This is a genomic window from Halomonas sp. LBP4 (genome assembly GCF_003202205.1).
GTDB classification, from domain to species: domain Bacteria; phylum Pseudomonadota; class Gammaproteobacteria; order Pseudomonadales; family Halomonadaceae; genus Halomonas; species Halomonas flagellata.
Map to the genome: position 1 here is coordinate 172,557 of NZ_PDOG01000004.1, position 22,593 is coordinate 195,149.

16 protein-coding genes are annotated in these 22,593 nt (G+C 67.7%); 10 read left to right on the top strand and 6 right to left on the bottom strand.

Going from position 1 to position 22,593, the window contains the following annotated elements:
- Positions 1–8: 8 nt before the first annotated feature.
- From narJ to CR157_RS14230, 4 genes are all read right to left on the bottom strand, one after another.
- A complete protein-coding gene (gene narJ / locus CR157_RS14215) occupies positions 9–779 on the bottom strand; it encodes a nitrate reductase molybdenum cofactor assembly chaperone (protein ID WP_110284189.1) in 771 nt (256 codons plus the stop codon).
- A complete protein-coding gene (gene narH, locus CR157_RS14220; RefSeq protein WP_110284190.1) occupies positions 772–2,328 on the bottom strand; it encodes a nitrate reductase subunit beta in 1,557 nt (518 codons plus the stop codon). The genes narJ and narH overlap by 8 nt, the downstream gene beginning before the upstream one ends.
- Positions 2,325–6,092 (bottom strand): nitrate reductase subunit alpha, encoded by a 3,768-nt coding sequence (locus CR157_RS14225; protein ID WP_110284191.1) that lies wholly within the window; start codon positions 6,090–6,092, stop codon positions 2,325–2,327. The genes narH and CR157_RS14225 overlap by 4 nt, the downstream gene beginning before the upstream one ends.
- A 218-nt stretch (positions 6,093–6,310) precedes the next feature.
- Positions 6,311–7,609 (bottom strand): MFS transporter, encoded by a 1,299-nt coding sequence (locus CR157_RS14230; protein WP_110284192.1) that lies wholly within the window; start codon positions 7,607–7,609, stop codon positions 6,311–6,313.
- 181 nt (positions 7,610–7,790) lie between these two features.
- Here CR157_RS14230 and CR157_RS14235 point away from each other — a divergent pair, with 181 nt between their 5' ends.
- From CR157_RS14235 to iadA, 10 genes are all read left to right on the top strand, one after another.
- Entirely contained in the window at positions 7,791–9,740 is a 1,950-nt protein-coding gene (locus tag CR157_RS14235; RefSeq protein WP_110284193.1) for a type IV pili methyl-accepting chemotaxis transducer N-terminal domain-containing protein, read from the top strand.
- A gap of 3 nt (positions 9,741–9,743) precedes the next feature.
- Positions 9,744–10,412: a two-component system response regulator NarL gene (narL, locus tag CR157_RS14240; protein ID WP_110284194.1), complete on the top strand. Its 669-nt coding sequence runs from the start codon at positions 9,744–9,746 to the stop codon at positions 10,410–10,412.
- 280 nt (positions 10,413–10,692) lie between these two features.
- Entirely contained in the window at positions 10,693–12,321 is a 1,629-nt protein-coding gene (locus CR157_RS14245) for an MFS transporter (protein ID WP_110284195.1), read from the top strand.
- Between the two features lie 229 nt (positions 12,322–12,550).
- The gene (locus CR157_RS14250; protein WP_110284196.1) at positions 12,551–13,933 is read left to right on the top strand and encodes an MFS transporter; all 1,383 of its coding nucleotides are present in this window, start codon (positions 12,551–12,553) and stop codon (positions 13,931–13,933) included.
- 175 nt (positions 13,934–14,108) lie between these two features.
- On the top strand, positions 14,109–14,549 hold the full coding sequence (locus tag CR157_RS14255) for a DUF4870 family protein (protein WP_110284197.1): 441 nt from the start codon (positions 14,109–14,111) through the stop codon (positions 14,547–14,549).
- The gene (locus CR157_RS14260; RefSeq protein WP_110284198.1) at positions 14,546–15,115 is read left to right on the top strand and encodes a cytochrome c oxidase subunit 3 family protein; all 570 of its coding nucleotides are present in this window, start codon (positions 14,546–14,548) and stop codon (positions 15,113–15,115) included. The genes CR157_RS14255 and CR157_RS14260 overlap by 4 nt, the downstream gene beginning before the upstream one ends.
- 31 nt (positions 15,116–15,146) lie before the next feature.
- On the top strand, positions 15,147–15,440 hold the full coding sequence (locus tag CR157_RS14265; RefSeq protein WP_110284579.1) for a cytochrome C oxidase subunit IV family protein: 294 nt from the start codon (positions 15,147–15,149) through the stop codon (positions 15,438–15,440).
- Positions 15,441–15,689: 249 nt separating this feature from the next.
- Positions 15,690–16,538, top strand: coding sequence for a cyanophycinase (locus CR157_RS14270; protein ID WP_110284199.1), 849 nt, complete (start codon positions 15,690–15,692; stop codon positions 16,536–16,538).
- The gene (cphA, locus tag CR157_RS14275; protein ID WP_110284200.1) at positions 16,535–19,168 is read left to right on the top strand and encodes a cyanophycin synthetase; all 2,634 of its coding nucleotides are present in this window, start codon (positions 16,535–16,537) and stop codon (positions 19,166–19,168) included. The genes CR157_RS14270 and cphA overlap by 4 nt, the downstream gene beginning before the upstream one ends.
- Positions 19,165–20,340 carry a beta-aspartyl-peptidase gene (iadA, locus tag CR157_RS14280; RefSeq protein ID WP_110284201.1) on the top strand — a complete coding sequence of 392 codons (1,176 nt, stop codon included), beginning with the start codon at positions 19,165–19,167 and terminating at the stop codon, positions 20,338–20,340. The genes cphA and iadA overlap by 4 nt, the downstream gene beginning before the upstream one ends.
- 34 nt (positions 20,341–20,374) lie before the next feature.
- Here the strand turns inward: iadA and CR157_RS14285 are convergent, their stop codons facing one another.
- Entirely contained in the window at positions 20,375–20,596 is a 222-nt protein-coding gene (locus CR157_RS14285) for a hypothetical protein (protein WP_110284202.1), read from the bottom strand.
- 10 nt (positions 20,597–20,606) lie between these two features.
- Positions 20,607–22,553 (bottom strand): nitric oxide reductase activation protein NorD, encoded by a 1,947-nt coding sequence (locus CR157_RS14290; RefSeq protein WP_110284203.1) that lies wholly within the window; start codon positions 22,551–22,553, stop codon positions 20,607–20,609.
- Between the last annotated feature and the right edge of the window lie 40 nt (positions 22,554–22,593).

Here is a 22,593-nt window from a genome sequence, read left to right on the forward strand (position 1 = left end):
ATTCTCCTTCAGCTGGCAGCCGGGCCGGTGCCAGGCATGATACGGACGGGGTCACTGGGCACCTCACGCTTGCGCTCGGCGAGTCGGCGTCCCTCGGCGGACTGCAGGGCGCAGTCCTGGTCGGACTCGGCGGAGAAACGCACCGCCTCCTCCTCCCAGACCTCGTCCAGCGCCTCGGGGGTGTCGTCGCGGGGCTCCTCGACGACCCGCTCGCGGTGGGCGTCGACGTCGGCCTCGGCGCCGATCAGCGCCAGCAGCGCCAGGGGCACCAGGGCGTGGTCGGCGTCGCGCTCCTCCAGCCGGGCGGCGAGCAGCGCCAGGATATGGCGGATCTCGCCCAGCCAGCGGCCGATGTCGGCCTCCGGTCGGGTGGAGAGGTACTCCAGGAACAGCGGCAGGTAGTCCGGCAGCTCACGGGCGTCGAGCTCGAAGCCCGCGGCGCTGTACTCGGCCAGCAGGTCGACCATGGCCTGGCCGCGGTCGCGGGACTCGCCGTGGACGTGTTCGAAGAGCAGCAGCGAGGTGCTGCGCCCGCGATCGAACAGCGCCACGTACTCGGCCTGCAGGTCCATCAGGTCGGCATCCAGCAGTCGCTGGCACCAGTCCATCAGGGCGGTGCGCAGCGTCGCCGGCAGCCGGAGCTCGGCATCGGTGATCTCGATCATCTCCGGCGCCGCGGCCTGCAGCGCCTCGGTGGGGTAGTCGAGCAACCGGGCCAGCACGCGCAGGCTCAGCATGTCCGGCTCCGTCGCGGGGTATTGCATCGCGGCCTCAGCCATGACGGACCTCCTCGGCTTGCGGGTCATAGGTTTCCACCGGCTTGACCAGGGTGGTGGTCGTCTTGCGACCACCGAACAGGCTGTCGCCGCTCTCGCCGTGGCAGCCGTCGCCGAAGCTGAAGCCGCACCCGCCGCGCTCCGGGAAGGCCTCGGTGGCCATCTCGCGGTGGCTGGTGGGGATCACGAAGCGGTCCTCGTAGTTGGCGATGGCCAGGTAGCGGTACATGTCCTCCACCTGGGCCTCGGTCAGGCCGACGCTCTCCAGCACTTCGGTCTCGGCCTGGCCTTCGACATGCTTGCCGCGCATGTAGAGACGCATCGCCATCAGGCGCTTGAGTGCCAGCACCACGGGCTCTTCCTCGCCGGCGGTGAGCAGGTTGGCCAGGTACTTCACCGGGATGCGCAGCGACTCGATCCTGGGCATCACGCCGTCGAACTCGACCTTGCCCGCCTCGGCGGCAGACTGGATCGGCGACAGCGGCGGCACGTACCAGACCATCGGCAGGGTGCGGTACTCCGGGTGCAGCGGCAGCGCCAGGCCCCAGTCCATGGCCAGCTTGTAGACCGGCGAGGCCTGGGCGGCGGCGATCACGTTGTCGGTGATGCCGTCCTTCCTGGCCTGGGCGATCACTTCCGGGTCGTGGGGGTCGAGGAAGATCTCGCACTGGCGATGGTAGAGGTCGCGCTCGTCCGCCGAGCTGGCCACCTCCTCGATGCGGTCGGCATCATAGAGCAGCACGCCGAGGTAGCGGATGCGGCCCACGCAGGTCTCGGAGCAGACGGTCGGCTGGCCGGCCTCGATGCGCGGGTAGCAGAAGATGCACTTCTCCGACTTGCCGGTCTTCCAGTTGTAGTAGATCTTCTTGTAGGGGCAGCCGGAGATACACATCCGCCAGCCGCGGCACTTGTCCTGGTCGATCAGGACGATGCCGTCCTCCTCGCGCTTGTAGATCGCCCCGCTCGGGCAGCTCGCCACGCAGGTCGGGTTGAGGCAGTGCTCGCACAGCCGCGGCAGGTACATCATGAAGGTGTTCTCGAACTGGCCGTAGATGTCGGCCTGGATCTGCTCGAAGTTCGCGTCCTTGCGCCGCTTGGCGAACTCGGTGCCCAGGATCTCCTCCCAGTTCGGGCCCCACTCGATCTTGTTCATGCGCGCCCCGGAGATCAGCGAACGCGGCCGCGCGGTGGGCTGGTGGTCGCTCTGCCTGGCGGTGTGCAGATGCTGGTAGTCGAAGGTGAACGGCTCGTAATAGTCGTCGATCTCCGGCAGGTCGGGGTTGGCGAAGATGTTCGCCAGCACCCGCCACTTGCCGCCGATGCGCGGCTCGATGCGGCCGTCCTTGCGACGCAGCCAGCCCCCCTTCCACTTGTGCTGGTTCTCCCACTCCTTGGGATAGCCGATACCGGGCTTGGTCTCGACGTTGTTGAACCAGGCGTACTCCACGCCCTCGCGGCTGGTCCAGACGTTCTTGCAGGTCACCGAGCAGGTGTGGCAGCCGATGCACTTGTCGAGGTTGAGGACCATGCCTACCTGGGAACGAATCTTCATTTCACGGCCTCCTGCACGGTGTCATTGCCTTCGCCATCCAGCCAGTCGATCTTCTTCATCTTGCGTACGATGACGAATTCGTCGCGGTTGGAGCCGACGGTGCCGTAGTAGTTGAAGCTGTAGGACAGCTGCGCATAGCCCCCGATCATGTGGGTCGGCTTGGGGCATACGCGGGTCACCGAGTTGTGGATGCCCCCCCGGGTGCCGGTGATCTCGGAGCCCGGCATGTTCAGGATCCGCTCCTGGGCGTGGTACATCATCGCCATGCCGTTCTTGACCCGCTGGCTGACCACCGCCCGGGCGGCGATGGCGCCATTGGCGTTGTAGAGCTCGATCCAGTCGTTGTCCTCGACGCCGATGGCCCTGGCGTCATCCTCGGACATCCAGACGATGGGGCCGCCCCGCGACAGGGTCTGCATCAGCAGGTTGTCGCTGTAGGTGGAGTGGATGCCCCACTTCTGGTGCGGGGTGATCCAGTTCAGGGCGATCTCCGGGTTGCCGTTGCCCTTCGTCTCGGCCAGGCTGATCGCCGCCTTGGTATCGATGGGCGGACGATAGACCAGCAGGCTCTCGCCGAAGGCGCGCATCCAGGGGTGATCCTGGTAGAACTGCTGGCGGCCGCTGACGGTGCGCCACGGGATCAGCTCGTGGACGTTGGTGTAGCCGGCGTTGTAGGAGACATGCTCGTCCTCGAGGCCGGACCAGGTCGGGCTGGAGATGATCTTGCGCGGCTGGGCGACGATGTCGCGGAAGCGGATCTTCTCCTCCTCCTTGGGATGCGCCAGGTGGGTGTGGTCGCGCCCGGTGATCTTCGACAGCGCGCCCCAGGCCTTCACCGCCACCTGGCCGTTGGTCTCCGGCGCCAGGGCCAGGATCATCTCGGCGGCGTCGATGGCGGACTCGATCCGCGGCCGACCCTGGTGCGGCCCGTCCAGCTTGCGGTGGTTGAGCTTGCCGAGCAGGTCCACCTCCTTCTCGGTGTTCCAGCTGATGCCCTTGCCGCCGTTGCCGATGCTCTCCAGCAGCGGGCCCACGGAGGTGAAGCGCTCATAGGTCTCGGGGTAGTTGCGCTTGACCTCGATCAGCGCCGGCATGGTCTTGCCGGGGATCGGCTCGCACTCGCCGCGCTTCCAGTCCTTGACCTCGACCTGGGCCAGCTCGGCGGGGGAATCGTGCTGATGCGGCAGGGTGACCAGGTCGGTCTCCTCGCCCAGGTGCCCCACGCAGGCCTTGGAGAACGCCTTGGCAATGCCCTTGTAGATGTCCCAGTCGCTGCGCGACTCCCAGGCCGGGTCCGTCGCCGCGGTCAGCGGGTGGATGAAGGGGTGCATGTCGGAGGTGTTGAGGTCGTCCTTCTCGTACCAGGTCGCCGTGGGCAGCACGATGTCCGAGTAGAGGCAGGTGGTGGACATGCGGAAGTCCAGGGTCACCAGCAGGTCGAGCTTGCCTTCCGGCGCCTCGTCATGCCACTTGACCTCTTCGGGCTTCTGGCCGCCGACCTCGCCCAGGTCCTTGCCCTGAATGCCGTGGCGGGTCCCCAGCAGGTACTTGAGCATGTACTCGTGGCCCTTGCCGGAACTGCCCAGCAGGTTGGAACGCCAGATGAACAGGTTGCGCGGGAAGTTCCGGGGGGCGTCCGGATCCTCCGCGGCGAAGGCGAGCTTGCCGCTCTTCAACTGCTCCACGGCGTAGTCGGCGGTGGACAGGCCGGCCGCCTTGGCGTCCCTGGCCAGGCGCAGGGGGTTGACGCCCAGCTGCGGGGCCGAGGGCAGCCAGCCCATGCGCTCGGAGCGCACGTTGAAGTCGATCAGGCTGCCGGGGTAGTCCTCGACCCTGGCCAGCGGCGAGAGGATCTCCTTGATCTGGAGCTTCTCGTAGCGCCACTGGGAGGAGTGGTTGTAGAAGAAGGAGGTGGAGTTCATGTGCCGCGGCGGGCGCTGCCAGTCGAGGCCGAAGGCCAGCGGGGTCCAGCCGGTCTGCGGGCGCAGCTTCTCCTGGCCCACGTAGTGGGACCAGCCGCCGCCGCTCTGGCCGATGCAGCCGCACATGACCAGCATGTTGATCAGGCCGCGGTAGTTCATGTCCATGTGGTACCAGTGGTTCATGCCGGCACCGACGATGATCATGGAACGACCCCGGGTCTTGTCGGCGTTGTCGGCGAACTCACGGGCGATACGGGTGGCCTGCTCGGCCGGCACGCCGGTGATCCTCTCCTGCCAGGCCGGGGTATAGGGCCTGACCTGGTCGTAGGAGGTGGCGCCGTCGTCCTCTCCGAAGCCGCGGTCGATGCCGTAGTTGGCGCACATCAGGTCGAAGACGGTGGTGGTCAGCACCTCGCTGCCGTCGGCCTTCTTGAGACGCTTGACCGGCAGGCTGTGGAACAGCAGCTCGTTGCTGGCCCCCCCGCTCTTCACATGGTCGAAGTGCTCGTGCTCGATGCCACCGAAATAGGGGAAGGCGACCCTCGCCACCTCGTCGTGGTGGTCGGCCAGGGTCAGCAGCGGCTTGATCTCGGTACCCTCGGCGTCCAGCGACTCGAGGTTCCACTTGCCCACCTCATCGCCGGTCTCGCCCCAGCGGAAGCCGATGGAACCGCGCGGCACGACGAGCTGGTCGCGGGTCTCGTCCCAGGCCACGGTCTTCCACTCCGGGTTGTTGCCCTGGCCCAGGCTCGCCTCGAAGTCGCTGGCGCGCATCTGGCGGCCCGGCGCGTAGCTGCCATCCTCGCGGGCCTCGAGCTCGACCAGGAAGGGCATGTCGCTGTAGCGCCGCACATAGTCGGTGAAGTAGGCACTGGACCGCTCGAGGTGGAACTCCTTGAGGATGACGTGGCCCATGGCCATGGCCAGCGCCGCGTCGGTGCCCTGCTTGGCGGAGAGCCACTCGTCGGTGAGCTTGGAGACCTCGGCGTAGTCCGGGGTGATGGAGACGGTCTTGGTGCCCTTGTAGCGCACCTCGGTGAAGAAGTGGGCATCCGGCGTGCGGGTCTGGGGCACGTTGGACCCCCAGGCGATGATGTAGCCGGAGTTGTACCAGTCGGCGGACTCGGGCACGTCGGTCTGCTCGCCCCAGGTCATGGGCGAGGCCGGCGGCAGGTCGCAGTACCAGTCGTAGAAGCTCATGCAGACGCCGCCGATCAGAGACAGGTAGCGGCTGCCCGCGGCGTAGCTGACCATGGACATGGCGGGAATCGGCGAGAAGCCGATGATCCGGTCCGGGCCGTACTGCTTGGCGGTGTAGACGTTCGACGCCGCGATCAGCTCGTTGAGCTCATCCCAGTCGGCGCGCACGAAGCCGCCCATGCCGCGGGCCCGCTTGTACTGCTTGGTCCGGGCCGGGTCCTCGACGATGGAGGCCCAGGCGTCGACGGGGTCGCCCTTCTCGGCGACGGCCTCGCGCCACAGCTTGAGCAAGGGCTTGCGGATCAGCGGGTACTTGAGGCGGTTGGCGCTGTACAGGTACCAGGAGTAACTGGCGCCGCGCGGGCAGCCCCGCGGCTCGTGGTTGGGCAGGTCCGGCCGGGTGCGCGGGTAGTCGGTCTGCTGGGTCTCCCAGGTGACAAGACCGTTCTTGACGTAGATCTTCCAGCTGCACGACCCGGTGCAGTTGACGCCATGGGTGCTGCGCACGACCTTGTCGTGCTGCCAGCGCTGCCGGTAGCCGTCCTCCCAGCCGCGGGACTCCTCGCGCAGCTCGCCGTGGTCGTTGGCGAAGGGCTCGCGAGTCTTGCGGAAGAAGTTCAGCCGATCAATGAAGTGACTCATGGTCGCTCTCCAGGCTCCTCGAAAGATGTGTGACCGCTTCCGGCCACCCGGCCCGCCGTGCCGCGTGGAGCTCGTGCCGCACGCCAGGCAGGTTCATGGCAAGGATTCTGGGGGATCGATCGGCGAATTACTGCCCGGTTACCTCCATATACCGCGCCTCTACCCCCAAGGGGATAGAGGCCGTGAAACAAGGGGATAAGCCGATGATGACAGGGTCGTCAGGCCGCCGAGTGCGGCGCCCTGGCGTGGTCGGCGAGCATCACCAGCATGCATACCGCCAGCGAGCCGTAGAGGAACATGAAGCCGGCACTGCGGATGCCGACCCACTCGTTGCCGAGCACGAACATCATCGGCAACAGCGCGGCGAAGAGTCCCCCCAGGGTCAGCGCCAGGCCGCCCACCAGCGCCATGTCGTCGCCGTGGTCGCGGTGGATCAACCGCATCAGGCTACCCTTGCCGATGCCCATGGCCATGCCCATGGCGGTGAGCATCGACAGGAAGCCCCACAGCGGGGCTTCGTAACGCAGGGCGATTGCGCCGTGGACGCCCTCGATCTGCATGGTGAAGGGGGGGTAGGAGAGCAGGAAGAGACAGGCCAGCACGAAGGCGCTGACCCACCAGCGCAGGGCCCGGAAGTCGCGCCAGTCGGCCAGTGCGCCACCGATCACCTGTCCCAGGCCCACCGCCAGGGTGAAGGGCAGCGCCCAGAGCGCCGCACTCCCGAGCGGCAGCCGGTACTGGGCCGCCAGGTAGCCCGGCAACCACAGCGCCAGCGCCACGAAGGCGCCGAAGAAGAAACTGTAGACGAAGGCGAGCCGCCACAGCTGCCAACAAGCCAGGCGCTCCCGCGCCCGGCGCCAGCCGGCGGGCGGTGGGGGCACGTCATCGAGCTCGAGTACCTCGTCCACCGCCCGGGTAGAGGCATCGGCCTGGTCGTCGGCGAACAGCCACAGCAGGCCCGCCACCAGCAGCACCGGCAACAGGTAGAGCTGCGGCGCCAGGCGCCAGCCATAGGCCTGGCTGATCAGCGGCAGCAGCAGGTAGCTCAGCCCGGCACCGAGCATGCCGGCGCCGTAGAGCCCCAGCGCCAGGCCGGCATGATGACGGGGCCCCTGGGTCGCCACATAGACCAGGCCGGCGGCCAGCGACCCGGCCCCCAGCCCCAGGCCGGCCCCGGCCAGCAGGAACTCCAGATAGTGACCCGCCTGGCTGATCCACCACAGGAAGGGGCAGATCAACAGCAGGCAGCCGAGCATGACCCGGCGCCCACCGATCTTCACCGCCAGGCCCGCCATGGGCAGGCTGGCCAGGCCGCCCACCAGCATGGGCACGGCCAGCAGGGCGGCGAAGGCGAGCTCGCCGAAGCCGAGCACCGCCTTGAGCTCGAGGCCCAGCACGGCGAACAGCGTCCAGCAGGCGAAGACCAGGGCGAAGGCCAGCGGCGAGAGCAGCACCACCACCAGCGAGCGGTAACCACCTTCGGTGTCGCGGACGGGGTCTTCCCGGAGGGGCATCATGGGATGGCAGGACTCCGAGACAAGGGAAAGGAAGCATGGGAAAATTCTCGTGAGCCTTGGCCCGCCGGTCAAAAGGGCATGCGAGGTACACCTTTGAGGGGGCAGGGCCTACCTACTAGGGTATGATGATGGCCTTGTGACTCCTTCAGCCCGCCCCGATGCCGGAGGGCCCGCCTCACCCATGAAACTGCTGCAACGTTCCCTGGTGGCCCGCATCATCGCCTCCCTGCTGGCGATCAGCGCCATGGCCCTGATCAGCATCGTGGTCACCATGACCGTGGCCAGCAACAGCCGCGGCGACGCCGCCGCCATCAACATGGCCGGCTCGCTGCGCATGAACACCTACCAGATCGTCGCTGCCCTGCAGCGCTACCAGCAGCAGCCGGAGGCCGAGCACCGCGAGCGGGTGCGTGCGCTCTCGCAGCGCTTCAGGGAACGCCTGACCAGCCCGCAGCTGACCGGCGCCATGCCCGGGGCAGCCGATCACGCCCTGCAGGTCCAGTACCGGCGGCTGCTTGAGCGCTGGGACCAGGAGCTCACCCCCCGGATCGAGGCGACTACCGCCGGCCCTCGGGGCGAGAGCGGCGATCTCGGTGCCCGCCTCGAGGGGCTGGTGGGCGAGATCGATGGCCTGGTGACCCTGCTGGAGGAGAGCAGCGAATCGAAGATCCGCCTGCTCAGTGTGCTGCAGATCATTTTCCTGGGGCTGACCGCCGTGGTCGTGGCCATCGCCCTGTACGATATCCGCCACAACCTGGTCACCCCGTTGCGCCAGTTGATGGTGCTGGCCCGGGAGGCCGCCCATCGCAACTTCGGCCATCGCACCCGCCTGCAGGGCCACGACGAGCTGGCGATGCTTGGCCGCACCCTCGACACCATGGCCGAGGAGCTCGGCGCCAGTTATGCCGAGCTGGAGGAGCGGGTGTCGCGCAAGAAGGCCGAGCTGGAGCGCAGCAACCTGGCCATGCAGGTCATGCACGACGGCAGCCGCCAGCTCTATGGCGGCGGCAACGACCTGTGCTCCAGCGCCGCGCCCATGCTGCGTCGTCTCGAGCAGTTGCTGGAGATCGGCCCCATCCGGTTGTCGCTCAACGACCCCATCGACGACCGCCAGATCCCGATACTCGCCACCCACTCGGCACGCCGCCCCGAGTACTGCCGCGACCACGACTGCCACGCCTGCCTGATCGACCCGCGCCCCCTGCGACTGCGCGAAACCGAAGAGGGCGAGTGCCTGCTGCTGCCGGTGACTGTCGGTGACGAGATGCTCGGCACCCTGGAGATCTGGCACCCCAGGAAACAGCCGCTGACCAGCAGCACCCGGCGCCTGCTCAACGCCCTGGCCGACCAGTTGGCCACCGCGGTCTACCTGCAGCGGCGCATCGAGGAGCAGCAGCAGGTCTCGCTGATGAACGAGCGCACCATCATCGCCCGGGAGCTGCATGACTCCCTGGCCCAGTCGCTCTCCTACCTGAAGATGCAGGTGGCACGGCTCGAGCGCATGCAGCAGAAGGACATGCCCCGGGAGGCTCAGGCCGCCGTGTTCGACGAACTGCGCACCGGCCTCGACAGTGCCTATCGCCAGTTGCGTGAACTGCTCACCACCTTCCGCCTCAAGCTCGAGGGGCCGGGACTCTCGAGCGCCCTGCGCCAGACCACCGCGGAATTCGCCGAGCGCATGGCGGCGCCCATCGAGCTGGACTTCGACGTGCCGCCCCACCTGCTCAATCCCAACGAGGAGATCCACGTCCTGCAGGTGGTCCGCGAGGCCCTGGCCAATATCCACAAGCACGCCCGGGCCCACTGGGCGGGGGTCTCGGTGCGCTTCGCCGAGGCCCGTATCCGGGTGCGGATCGAGGACGACGGCATCGGCCTCGAGGACGACCGCTCGCCACCCATGCACTACGGCCTGGTGATCATGCGCGACCGTGCCGAGACCCTGGGGGGCGAGCTCAGCCTGCGCAATCGCCCCACGGGTGGCACCCTCGTCGAGCTCGTCTTCACGCCCCAGACCGCACGCCTGATCACCCAGCAACCCGCTTCACATGTCCCGGATGCTGCCACCGCCCCCGTCACTGAGCACCGGGCCGGTGATCGCATCGCGCTCAAACACAATGGCAACAGGGAATAAGTCATGATGGCCACGTCAGCCCACGATACGCCCGCCAGCATCCTGATCATCGACGACCATCCGCTGCTGCGTCGTGGCGTCTCCCAGCTGCTCGAGCTGGAGGATGACCTCGAGCTGGTCGGCGAGGCCGGCGAGCCCGAGGAGGGCGTGCGGCTCGCCGCCGAGCTCGACCCGGACATGATCCTGCTCGACCTCAACATGCCGGGCATGAACGGCATCGAGACCCTCAAGCGGCTGCGCGAGACGGACTATGCAGGACGCATCGTGATGTTCACCGTCTCCGACCACGAGGAGGACGTGGTGGACGCCCTGCAGAGCGGCGCCGACGGCTACCTGCTCAAGGACATGGACCCCGACGAGATGGTCCGCCAGCTGCGTCAGGTGGCCCTGGGGCGCATGGTGATCAGCGAGAGCCTCACCGCCCTGCTCGCCGAGGCGCTGCGCAGCCAGCGCAGCCGGCCGGTGGCACCGGACCTCCACAGCCTGACCCAGCGCGAGCGGGAGATCCTGCGCGAGCTCGCCGCCGGGCTCTCCAACAAGCTGATCGCCCGCAAGCTCGATATCACCGAGGGCACCGTCAAGGTCCACGTCAAGCACCTGCTGAAGAAGCTCAACCTGCGCTCCCGGGTGGAGGCCGCGGTGTGGGCCGTCCAGGAAGGCGTCGACCGGTAGCAGGTAACGGGTTCTCTGTGGATACCTCCAAATAATCCCGGGCCGCGCAAGCGGCCCTGCCTCTTTCCCCCCGTGCGAAAAAAACGCTTGGCTATCAACCGGATGGCCTTATACCCCGGCTACCCCTCAAGAGGTATTTCGCTGATTTTTCGGCATTTTTAGCCAGTTTCGCCCCCTCGAGCCGCGGCGTATCTTTCGCCTCAAAGCCCCGCGTGCTGATCCGTGTCACGCCGTGGACCGCAAGGCGGGGCGCAACGGTAATACCCAAGGGGGAATCACCATGGCTAAATCGAGTGCCGACACCGGTCGCATCGCCAGGCCCGGCAGGAATGCCGATATCGAACACTGGGATGTCGAGAACGACGATTTCTGGGAGCGGGAAGGCAAGAAGGTCGCCAACCGCAACCTGTGGATCTCCATTCCCAGCCTGCTGATGGGCTTCGCCGTCTGGCTGATGTGGGGGATGATCACCACCCAGATGCAGAACCTCGGCTTTCCGTTCACGGTCAGCCAGCTGTTCACCCTGACCGCCATCGCCGGCCTCTCCGGGGCCACCCTGCGCATCCCGGCCTCCTTCATGATCCGCATCGCCGGCGGGCGCAACACCATCTTCCTGACCACCGCCCTGTTGATGCTGCCCGCACTGGGCACCGGCCTGGCCCTGATGAACCCCGGGACCCCGTTCTGGGTCTTCCAGGCCCTGGCGCTGCTCTCGGGCATCGGCGGCGGCAACTTCGCCTGCTCGATGAGCAACATCTCGACCTTCTATCCGAAGCACCAGCAGGGCTATGCCCTGGGCATGAATGCCGGCCTGGGCAACTTCGGCGTCACCACCATGCAGATCCTGATCCCGCTGGTGATGACCGTAGGCCTGTTCGGCGCCATCGCCGGTGATCCCATGGAGCTGACCCGCGCCAGCGGCACCCTGATCGGCCGCATCGAGGCGGGCACCGACACCTGGATCCAGAATGCGGGCCTGATCTGGCTGGTCTTCCTGATCCCGCTGGCCTTCGCCGGCTGGTTCGGCATGAACAACCTGCGCACCATCACCCCCAACCCGGGCAACCCCGCGCAAGCCTTCGGCAAGATCCTCGGCCTCTACGGTGTGGGCCTGATCACCTCCGTGGTCGGCGTCGTTGCCCTCGGCTGGCTCAACATGTGGCTGGCGCTGCCGCTGACCATCGTGCTGACCCTGTTGCTGCTGCGCCTGATCCCCGGTGACATCAAGCCGAACATCCAGAAGCAGTTCGAGATCTTCCGCGACAAGCACACCTGGTCGATGACCGTGCTCTACATCGCCACCTTCGGCTCCTTCATCGGCTTCTCCGCCGCCCTGCCGCTGTCCATCACCGTGATCTTCGGCAACATGATGGAGGTCGCCGTCGACGGCAGCGTGACCCGGGTCGCCAACCCGGACGCCCCCAGCGCCCTGACCTGGGCCTGGATGGGACCCTTCGTCGGCGCCCTGATCCGCCCGGTGGGCGGCTGGATCTCCGACAAGGTGGGTGGCGCCATCGTCACCCAGATCATCTCGGTGATCATGGTCGCGGCCTCCGCCGCCGTGGGCTACGTGATGATGCTCGCCTACAACGCCACCGACCCGAACCAGTACTTCTGGATGTTCCTGGTCCTGTTCATCGTGCTGTTCGCCGCCAGCGGCATCGGCAATGGCTCCACCTTCCGCAGCATCGGCGTGATCTTCGATCAGCAGAAGAAGGGGCCGGTGCTCGGCTGGACCTCCGCCGTGGCCGCCTATGGCGCCTTCATCGCCCCGCGGGTGATGGGCGAGCAGATCAAGGCCGGCACCCCGGAGATGGCCATGTACGGCTTCGCCGTCTTCTACGCCCTCTGCCTGGTGGTCAACTGGTGGTTCTACCTGCGTGGCAACGCCTACGTGAAGAACCCCTGAACCGCGCGGAGACCTGAAACCACGCCATCCAAAGACCACCGGGCCCCGAGACGGGCCCGGTCGTCGTTGGCGGCATCGTCGAAGGGAGCATCGGCCCCTACCCCCAAAGGGATAGGCCCGGAATATCAAGGGGTAGCGGCGAGACGGACTTGATGTACGTCAATATCCTCCGCCCCCCAGCTGCCAGTCTGGAAGGCGACCATTCATGCATCGCCGAAGGAGGCTCGACATGAAACATCTCGAGGGCGTGACCCGACCTCAGCAATACCGGGCACTGACGCTCAGCACCCTGGCGTTCACCACCTGCTTCGCGGTGTGGACGATCTTTTCCATCATCGGCATCAAGATCAAGCAGGACCTGGGGCTCAACGAGACCCAGTTCGGCATCCTGGTGGCCACGCCGATCCTCACCGGCTCGATCAGCCGTATCTTCCTGGGCATCTGGACCGAGCAGTTCGGCGGCCGCCGGGTGTTCAGCGTGCTGATGCTGGTCACCGCGGCCTGCGTCTTCCTGCTCTCCTATGTCGAGTCCTACGCGATGTTCCTGGTCGCCGCCCTCGGCGTCGGCCTGGCCGGCGGCTCCTTCATCGTCGGCATCGCCTACACCTCCTACTGGTTCGAGAAGGAGAAGCAGGGCACCGCGCTGGGCATCTTCGGCGCCGGCAACGCCGGGGCGGCGGTCACCAACTTCGCGGCCCCCTTCCTGCTGCTGGCCCTGGGCTGGGAGCAGACCGCGGTGGTCTACGCCATCGTGCTGGCGGTGGTCGCCGTAGGCTTCTGGGTATTCGCCAAGGAAGACCCACTGACCCGGGCCCGCCGCGGCCAGGGCGGCAAACCCACCTCCGCCCGAGAACAGCTGGAGCCGCTCAAGCACTTGCAGGTCTGGCGCTTCGCCCTCTACTACTTCTTCGTCTTCGGCGCCTTCGTCGCCCTGGCCTCCTACCTGCCGCGCTACTACGTGGGGGCCTATGACGTCAGCATCGCCGTGGCCGGCTCGCTGGCCGCCCTCTACACCCTGCCGGCCAGCGTCTTCCGCGCCCTGGGGGGCTGGATGTCCGACCGCTACGGGGCCCGGGCGATCATGTACCTGACCTTCATCGCCTCCCTGGTCTGTCTCTTCCTGCTCGCCTACCCCGAGACCCACTATGTGGTGGAGGGCAAGGAAGGCCAGATCGCCTTCTCCCTGGCCATGCCGCTGTGGGGCGTGGTGCTCCTGACCGTGCTGCTGGGCTTCTTCATGTCGCTGGGCAAGGCCGCGGTCTACAAGCACATACCGGTCTACTACCCGGAGAACGTGGGCTCGGTGGGCGGCCTGGTCGGCATGATCGGTGGCCTGGGTGGCTTCTTCCTGCCCATCCTGTTCGGCGCCGTTCTCGACCTCACCGGGGTCTGGACCAGCTCCTACATGGTGCTCTTCGTGCTGGTGGCCATCTCGCTGATCTGGATGCATGGCGCCATCCGCCGCATGGAGCGCGCCCGCCTGCCGGAACTCGGCGAGGAACGCTATCGCTACCTGCCCGAGATCCAGGATGTGGGGGACCATCCCGCCGGCCAGAAGGAGCAGACCATCGAGTCTAGCCCACTACGCCCTGGCCGCCAGGCCGAGGCCTGATCTCTCGGCACTGCGCCGCGAATGCCGCCCCCGGGCGGCATTCGCGTTTATGGAATTAGACTTGATCCAGGCCAGGAAATCTCGGTGCCTTTCGCGCTATAGTGGTATTTCATATACATCAATAGGTCGGTATCTCACGAGGGGACGGCCGACCATCGGATGCGAGGTCACCATCATGTCCGCAGCCCTCTCCTCTTCCGCACCCGCCCAGGGCAGCAAGGCCGACCGCGGTCGCGGCACGGCCATCGTCGTCTACATGCTCTTACTGGGCAGCATCCTGGCGGTGATCACCGCCCCGCTGGGCGTGCTGATCGCCCACCTGGCAAGGCGCCACGCCGAGGGCTGGGTCGCCTCCCACCTGCAGTTCCAGATCCGCACCTTCTGGCTGGGCGTGCTGGGCGGCGGCCTGTTCGTGGCGGCCTGGCAGCTGCTGGGCCTGGTCGGCCTGCCCGCCCTGGCCCCCTGGGCGCTCGGCTACCTCTACTTCACCGCCTGCCTGATCTGGATGGTGGGCCGCTGCGGGGTGGGCATCGCCCGCCTGACCGACAACCGCCCGGTCGACAACCCGCGCAGCCTGGCCTTCGGCGGCGCCCGGGTGACCCTGGCGGACGGATGAGCGGCCGCGCGCTGCCCAACCCCGGCTGGGGGCCTCTCTCGGCACTGCCCGGCAACCCGCTGATGTGGGTGCTGATCCTCAGCGAACTGCTGGTCTTCACCGCCTTCTTCGCGCTCTACGCCTGGCAACGTGCCGCCGACACGGCGCTCTTCGATGTCTCCCAGCGCGAGCTCGACCCCTTGATGGGCGGGCTCAACACCCTGGTGCTGCTGACCAGTGGGCTCTGCGTGGCCCTGGCCGTGGAGGCAACTAGTGCCGAACGGATCCGCCGCGCCCGCCAGTGGCTCTCGGCCTCCATGGGGCTGGGGGTGGGGTTCTGCGTGATCAAGGTCGTCGAGTACGCCGACAAGCTGGCCGCCGGCCTGACGCCGGAGACCAACGCCTTCTTCGGCTTCTACTACGGGCTGACCGCCTTCCACTTCGCCCATGTGCTGTTCGGCCTGGGGCTGCTGGCGCTGGTGACCTGGCGCACCTCGCTGGACAACGTGGAGACCGCCGCCGCCTTCTGGCACCTGGTCGACCTGATCTGGATCCTGCTCTATCCGCTCGTCTATCTGCTCAGATGACGGCAACCGACCGATGACTGCAGAGGTGATCATGACCGCCCATCCCGGCACCCGCCGCCTGCTCGCGACCTGGGCCACCCTGATGGCCCTGACGGTAATCTCGATGGTCTCGGCACGCCTGGACCAGGGCGACTGGCAGGCGCTGCCGCTGTGGTCGGCGGGCCTGGTGCTTGCCGCCACCGGCTTCAAGGCCCAGCGGCTGCTGATGGTCTACCTCAACCTGCGCGCCGCCACACCGGCCTGGCGGGGAGCCTTCGTGGGGCTGGTGGTGCTGACGCTGGCGCTGATCGGCGGCGGTTACCTGGTGGCGCGGCTGGCCGGCTGACGCTGACTCCAGCCCCAAGGTACCCCTGCCGCGGATCGAACGCTCGAGCCTGCCCGTGGCGACTCCTGGCAGGCAGCGGTATCGATTCGCCCCTTATCGTTGCGCAAGAGGCAGCGAGAACGTGCCCCGCGCCAGGATGACTGTTATAAGTGAAAGCGTAGGCAGCAATCATCATGCCATTCGGCAAGTGACTCACGCGGACATGGCGTCTGCGCTTGCTCAAAAGCGTCGCTGGGCGACGAACAGGTTATGGCTTCCCAACACCCCGTGGCACCTGGCCGCATCGTGGCCATCGGCGGAGCCGAGGACAGGACCTCCGATCTCGAGATCCTGAGACAGGTCTTTGCCCTGGCACCCGAGGGCTATGGCGAGGTCGCCGTCATCGCCACGGCGAGCAGCATTCCCGACGAGGTGCTGCCCGACTACGAAGCGGCCTTTTCGCGCCTGGGTGCCAGCCGCGTCCATTCCCTGGACATCCGCGACCGCCGCCAGGCGGCCGAGGCCGACACCGTACGCCTGATCGAGCAGAGCGGCGTCATCTTCTTCACCGGCGGTGACCAGCTCCGCCTGACCAACGTGATGGGCGGCTCGGCGACCCTGAAGGCCATCCGCAACCGCTTGAAGGAGGGCGCGGTAGTGGCCGGGACCAGTGCCGGCGCGGCGGCCATGCCGGGCACCATGATCTATAACGGCGCTGCCGCCGATGCCCTGCGCAAGGGCGCCGTCAACATGACCTTCGGCCTCGGGCTCGTCGAAGGCTTGATCATCGACAGCCACTTTCTCGAGCGCGGACGGTTCACGCGCCTGATGGAGGTCGGGGCGACCAACCCGGAGTACCTGGGCGTGGGGCTTGGCGAGGATGCCGCGGTGATCATTCATGCGAACCGGGTTCTCGAAGTCATCGGCCCGGGCCATGTCATCCTCATCGACAGCCGCGACCTGGCGAACTCGAACATTGCCGAACTGTCGATGGGGGAGGCGGTGGCCATCGAGCACCTGATCCTGCATGCGCTGGTCAGCGGTCACGGCTTCGATATCGAGGCGCGTCGCTATCTTGCCGCCGACGCGCTGGTCACCACGCTGGCAGATCTCCGATGAATATCCTCGAGCACCGGGCCCTGCGGGGCCCGAACTACTACAGCCGCTACCTGGCCATCTTCATGCGCCTGGACATCGGCGAACTCGAGGAACGGCCCAGCGATACCGTTCCCGGCATCGTCGAACGCCTCCTCGGGTTACTGCCCACCCTGCAGGAGCACCGTTGCTCGGTCGGCCGACCCGGCGGCTTCGTGGAGCGTCTGGAGCGAGGCACCTGGGCCGGTCACGTCGTCGAGCATGTAGCGATCGAACTCCAGAACCTGATCGGCTTCTCGGTCGGCTACGGCAAGACCATCGACAGCTACGAGCCCGGGATCTACAACGTCGTCTACCGCTACCGGGACGAAGCCTGCGGCCTGGCGGCCGGGGTCGAAGCCGTCGAGCTGGTCACCCGGCTGTTCCATGGCGGCGAGATCGACATGCCAGCGATCATCGCCCGCCTCAAGGCGGTGCGCGACGCCCACATGCTGGGCCCCTCCACCGCCTCGATCGTGGCGGCCGCCGAGCGTCGTGGCATTCCCCACATCCGCTTGAGTGACGAGAACAGCTACATCCAGTTGGGTCACGGCCACCGCCAGCAGCGAATCCAGGCGACGGTGACCTGCCATACGGACCTGATCGGCTACGGCATCGCCGACGACAAGGCCTGGACAAAGCAGGTGCTCGGCGATGCCGGCATCCCGGTTCCCCACGGCCGGGTCTGCGCCTCCGTCGATGAAGCCCTCGATGCCGCGCGCGACATCGGCTATCCCGTCGCGGTGAAGCCGCTGATCGGCAACCACGGCCGCGGCGTGAGCACCAACATCGATGATGGCCAGGCCCTGCGCGAGGCCTTCGGCATCGCTTCCCACCGCAACCCCTCGGTGATCGTCGAGCAATACATCGAGGGCGAGGACCATCGTCTGCTGGTCATCGGCAGCAAGCTGGTGGCCGCCGCCAGGCGGCGACCGGCCCATGTGATCGGCGATGGGGTCGCCACGCTGCAGGCCCTGGTCGACAGGGAAAACCAGGACCCGCGTCGCGGCGTCGGGCACGAGAACCTGCTCACGCAGATACAGCTGGACGAGCAGTCGCAGCGGCTGATCGACCAGCAGAACCTGACCCTGCGCAGCGTGATCCCGAAGAATGAGATCGTCTATCTGAAGTCCACGGCGAACTTGAGCACCGGGGGCACGGCCACGGACGTGACCGACGACGTCCATCCGGAGGTACGCTACGCGGCGGAGCGAATCGCGCGCCTGATCGGGCTCGACATCATCGGCATCGACCTGCTGGCCGAGACCCTGACCCGGCCACTGGAGGAGCAGTCCGCCGCGGTGGTCGAGGTCAATGCCGGGCCCGGTTTTCGCATGCACCTGTCGCCCACCCACGGCAACGGCCGCGATGTCGGGCAGCATGTGATCGACATGCTGTTCCCGGACAGCGAGACCGACGCCCGCATTCCCATCACTGCGGTGACCGGGACCAACGGCAAGACGACCACGGTGCGCCTGCTCTCGCATCTGCTGCGCCAGGCGGGACGCAACGTCGGCATGGCCTGTACCGGCGCCATCGAGATCGACAACCATGTCATCATGCGCGGCGACTACAGTGGCCCCCAGGCAGCGGCCATCGTGCTGCGCGAACCCACGGTCGAATACGCCGTGCTCGAAGTGGCCCGCGGCGGTATCATGCGCCGAGGCCTCGGGTTCGACGAGTGCGACGTGGGTGTGCTGCTCAATATCGCCAGCGACCACCTGGGTGAGCATGACATCCACACCCTCGACGAGCTGGCGCGCTGCAAGACCGTGGTGATAGACGCCGTGCGCCGTGGCGGTACGGCCGTGCTCAATGCCGATGACCCACGGGTGCTGGCCGGCCAGGAGTGGGCCCGGGGCGATATCATCTTCTTCACCCTGGACCCGGATTCCCGCCCCATCCGCCAACATGTTCGCGATCACGGCGTCGCCTTCACGGTCCACAATGGGCGTATCGTGATGCGTCAGGGCCATGTCGAGGCCGAGGTGATCCCGGTGGTGGACGTGCCGATCACCTTCGAGGGGCACGCCCGCTTCAATGTCGCCAATGCCCTGGCCGCCAGCGCGGGCGCCTATGCCCTGGGGCTCTCCATCGCCGATATCCAGATGGGTCTGCAGACCTTCCATCCCACCCCCGGACAGAATCCCGGACGCACCAACCTCATTGACGCCAACGGCATGAAGGTGCTGATCGACTACGGGCACAATGTACCGGCGCTCGAAGCCCTCAGCGAGCTGGTGAGCTGTATCCCGGCGCGACGACGCATCAGCGTGGCCAGCGCGCCCGGGAATCGCCGCGACGAGGACCTGTTCAGCCTGGGCACGCTGCTCGCCCGGATGCACGATGTCGTCTTCATCTACGAGACCGACGCCCGCGGTCGTGCCATCGGCGAAGCCGCCGGCCTGTTGCGCGACGGTGCCGAGTCGATGGGGGCCTGCCGGGTCGAGATCGTCCTGGAGGAGCACCAGGCCGTCGACCGGGCCTTCGAGGAGGCCGGCGAAGGTGACCTGCTGGTGTTGCTGATCGACGATGTCGAGGGCACCATCGAGCGCCTGAAGGGCCGCCGCTTCTCGCCGCCGGCGTCGACTGAACCCACCGGCGAGCCGCCATGATGCCCCTTGATGATCGGGACGCCCCCCTGCTGACCCTGCTGCGCGTCGGCCGCATCTTCGCACCGGCGCCCCTCGAGGCCACCGATCTGCTGATAGCGGACGGACGGATCGCGGCGCTGGGGCGCGATCTCGCCGTACCGGAAGGGTGGCCCGTGCGCCTGGTGGAGGCGCGTGACCTCACCGCCGCTCCCGCCTTTATCGACCAGCACGTGCATGTGACCGGTGGCGGCGGCGAAGGCGGCTGCGGTACCCGCTGCCCGGCGATCACCGCCCGGGAGATCGCCGCCATGGGTATCGGCACCGTGGTGGGGGTGCTGGGCACCGACGGCATCAGCCGCTCGCCGGCGGACCTGCTGGCCAAGGTGCGTGGGCTCAAGGCCGAGGGCATCGCGGCCTATATGTACACGGGGTCGTATCGCGTGCCGCCACCGACCCTCACCGGCGACGTGCAGCGCGACCTGGCCTGGATTCCCGAGGTCATCGGTCTGGGCGAGCTGGCGATCTCGGATCATCGCTCCAGCCAACCACGCCAGGACGAGATCGCGCGGCTGGTCAGCGAGGCGCGCGTCGGTGGCATGCTGGCCGGCAAGCGCGGCATCTGCCACTTTCATGTCGGCGACGGACAGCGGGGGATCGAGCCGCTGCGCCGGCTGCTCGCGGAGACCGAGATTCCCGCCGAGCAGGTGATCCCCACCCACGTGAACCGCCACCGCGCCCTGCTCGAGGAGGCCGCCGACTATGCGCTGGCCTTCGCCGCCAGCGTGGATGTGACCGCCTTCGACGACCCCGGGGAGGAGGGCCTCTCCGGCTTCGATGCAGTATCGCGGCTGCTCGTGCGCGGCGTGCCGGTAACCCGTATCACCATGAGCTCCGACTGCAACGGCAGCCTGCCCGAGTTCGATCACCAGGGTAACTACATCGGCATGCGGGTGGCGCGCAACACCGCGCTCATTGCGGACTGGCAGCGCCTGGTACGCGAGGAAGTGCTGCCACTCGATCAGGCCCTGGGCCTGATCTCGGGCCATGTGGCCCGGGTGCTGGGGCTGCATGACCACAAGGGCCGCCTGGCCGTCGGCCATGATGCTGACGTGACCCTGCTCGACGGCGACCTCCAGCCGCAACAAACCTTCGTGGCAGGGAAGCGCATCTACGCCAGGGACGTCCCGCCGTAGTGCCGTGGCCGCCTCAGGTACTACAAACAGTTTACTACCGAAAACCCTCGCGCCCGGACGGCGGCGGCATCGCCCGGGCCCAGCCCTCCAGGGCCCGGCCCAGGCGCAGCAGGCCGTAGACCACGAAGGGCACCGGCAGCATCAGCGCCACGCCCCAGTCGCGGTTGTTGATCAGCCACACCAGCGGCAGCACCACCGCCACGGCGGCCAGGCACCAGGCCGTCACGGCCAGGGCGAGTCGGGAACGGGTCGTCACGGCAACCTCCTCAGGTGGCGATGATCTGGCGGTAGATCCCCGGCAGGGCCAGGGAGAGATGCTCGGGGCGCTGTACGATGGCGTAGCCGCCACGGCCGAACAGGTGCGGGATGTACCGCCCCGCCTGGCGGTCGATGGTCACGCCGAAGACGCGCACCTCCTGGCGGCGTGCCTCGAGCACCGCCTTGCGAGTGTCCTCGATGCCGTAGCGCCCCTCGTAGTAGTCGTTGTCGTTGGGCTTGCCGTCGGTGAGCAGCAGCAGCAGCCGATGGCGGTTGGGTCGTTCGGCAAGCTGCCCGGCCAGGTGGCGGATGGCCGGCCCCATGCGGGTATAGGCACCGGGCTTGAGCGCCGCAATGCGCCGCGACACCCGCTCGCCCATGGGCTCGTCGAAGTCCTTGAGGGTGTTGACCCAGACCTTGTGGCGCCGCTGGGAGGTGAAGCTGTGGATGGCGTAGTCGTCGCCGCAGCCAGCCAGGCCGTGACCCAGCACCAGCAGCGCCTCCTTGGCCACGTCCAGCACCCGGCGATCCTCCAGCCAGGCCTCGGTGGAGAGCGAGACGTCCACCAGGATCGATACCGCCAGGTCGCGGGCCTGGGGGCGGCTGGCCAGGTAGAACCGATCGCTGGCCTCGCCGGTGGCGGCCAGGTCGCAGCGCGCGCGGATCACGGCGTCCATGTCCAGGTCACTGCCGTCCAGCTGGCCGCGCAGGATCTCGCGACGCGGGCGCAGCGCCTCGAACTCGCGCCGCACCCGGCGGATGCGTCGACGCGTCACCTCGTCGGGCGTCCAGTTCTCGCCCTCCTCGCTCTGCACCTCGCTGTGCACCACGCAGTGGTCGGGCAGGTAGGCCTGCTTGCGATGGTTCCACTCCGGGTAGGTATGGCGTCCCTTCAGCCGGCCGCCGGCGGCCTCGTCCGGGGCCAGGTCGAGATCGAGCTTGAGCCTGGAGGCCGCCTTCTGGCGGTTGGGGCTGAGCACGATCTCGTCGATCTGGTCGGCGGCCTGTTTCGCCGCTTCCTCCTCCTCGTCCTCAACGTGACGGTTGAGGTTCACCATCTCGGCCCAGGAGAGCATCTTCTCGGAGGCATTGAGGATCAGCGGATCGTCGCGGTCGGCCTGGTCCTGCTCGCGGCGGTCGGCCTTGCGCTTGCCATGGTCGTCCTCCGCCTGCGGCCTGTCGTCGGCAAGGGAGGCCTCGTCGTCCATCGTGGCCTCGCGGGCCCCGCCACGGGTCCCCAGGGTCACGGCCTGGCCCCATAGCGGTACCGGCAGTGGCGGCCGATAGCCACGCGGCACACGGAAGCCGTCCAGCGGAAAGGCCGCGTCGCGGATGGCGCGCTGCATGGCCAGGGCCCAGTCTCCCTCGGGGTCCGGGGCGCCCAGCTCCGCGCACAGGGCGGTTTCCAGGGCCGCCTCGCGGGGCGGCAGCCGCTTGCGTCTCGGGCGGATCGCCAGCAGCTCGCCGCACAGGTGCACATAGCGGTCGGTGAACCCGGGGAAGCGGGACAGCGCCGCGCGGGTGGCACGCCGCGCCTCGCGCAGCCGCAACAGGTCGGCCTGCAGCGGATCGGCGGCCGGTTCGACCGGCCGAGCCTCGGCCAGGAAGGCCGTGAGCCACAGGTAGAGGTCGCGGTTGAGGGCGGCCTCGGGGAACAGCGCCAGGCGCGGCGGTAACAGCAGGTGTTCCTCGTCGCGGCGGGCCTGGTCGAGGTCCTCCTCGTCGAGGCCCAGGCGCTGGCGCAGGCTCAGCCGGTGGGCGGAGCCACGCCGGGCGATGGCGGCCACCTCGAGGCCCGCCTCGCCGCCGCCGGCGCGGAAGAAGACCCCCAGCATGGGGCGCAGCGACTCGAGCGTCACCGCCGCCTCGGGGTGGTCGGGATAGCTCGCCGCCCCGGAGGCCCAGCGGTGCCAGTGGCGGCCGACGAACTCCTCGACCTCGAGGAAATCGAGCATCTATACCCTCCTGGAGAATGTGTCGGGCTGGATTAACGTA

Excerpts from the sequence above, each read along its gene's own strand:
- narJ (WP_110284189.1), bottom strand. The coding sequence starts at position 779 with ATGGCTGAGGCCGCGATGCAATACCCCGCGACGGAGCCGGACATGCTG.
- narH (WP_110284190.1), bottom strand. The coding sequence starts at position 2,328 with ATGAAGATTCGTTCCCAGGTAGGCATGGTCCTCAACCTCGACAAGTGC.
- CR157_RS14225 (WP_110284191.1), bottom strand. The coding sequence starts at position 6,092 with ATGAGTCACTTCATTGATCGGCTGAACTTCTTCCGCAAGACTCGCGAG.
- CR157_RS14230 (WP_110284192.1), bottom strand. The coding sequence starts at position 7,609 with ATGATGCCCCTCCGGGAAGACCCCGTCCGCGACACCGAAGGTGGTTAC.
- CR157_RS14235 (WP_110284193.1), top strand. The coding sequence starts at position 7,791 with ATGAAACTGCTGCAACGTTCCCTGGTGGCCCGCATCATCGCCTCCCTG.
- narL (WP_110284194.1), top strand. The coding sequence starts at position 9,744 with ATGATGGCCACGTCAGCCCACGATACGCCCGCCAGCATCCTGATCATC.
- CR157_RS14245 (WP_110284195.1), top strand. The coding sequence starts at position 10,693 with ATGGCTAAATCGAGTGCCGACACCGGTCGCATCGCCAGGCCCGGCAGG.
- CR157_RS14250 (WP_110284196.1), top strand. The coding sequence starts at position 12,551 with ATGAAACATCTCGAGGGCGTGACCCGACCTCAGCAATACCGGGCACTG.
- CR157_RS14255 (WP_110284197.1), top strand. The coding sequence starts at position 14,109 with ATGTCCGCAGCCCTCTCCTCTTCCGCACCCGCCCAGGGCAGCAAGGCC.
- CR157_RS14260 (WP_110284198.1), top strand. The coding sequence starts at position 14,546 with ATGAGCGGCCGCGCGCTGCCCAACCCCGGCTGGGGGCCTCTCTCGGCA.
- CR157_RS14265 (WP_110284579.1), top strand. The coding sequence starts at position 15,147 with ATGACCGCCCATCCCGGCACCCGCCGCCTGCTCGCGACCTGGGCCACC.
- CR157_RS14270 (WP_110284199.1), top strand. The coding sequence starts at position 15,690 with ATGGCTTCCCAACACCCCGTGGCACCTGGCCGCATCGTGGCCATCGGC.
- cphA (WP_110284200.1), top strand. The coding sequence starts at position 16,535 with ATGAATATCCTCGAGCACCGGGCCCTGCGGGGCCCGAACTACTACAGC.
- iadA (WP_110284201.1), top strand. The coding sequence starts at position 19,165 with ATGATGCCCCTTGATGATCGGGACGCCCCCCTGCTGACCCTGCTGCGC.
- CR157_RS14290 (WP_110284203.1), bottom strand. The coding sequence starts at position 22,553 with ATGCTCGATTTCCTCGAGGTCGAGGAGTTCGTCGGCCGCCACTGGCAC.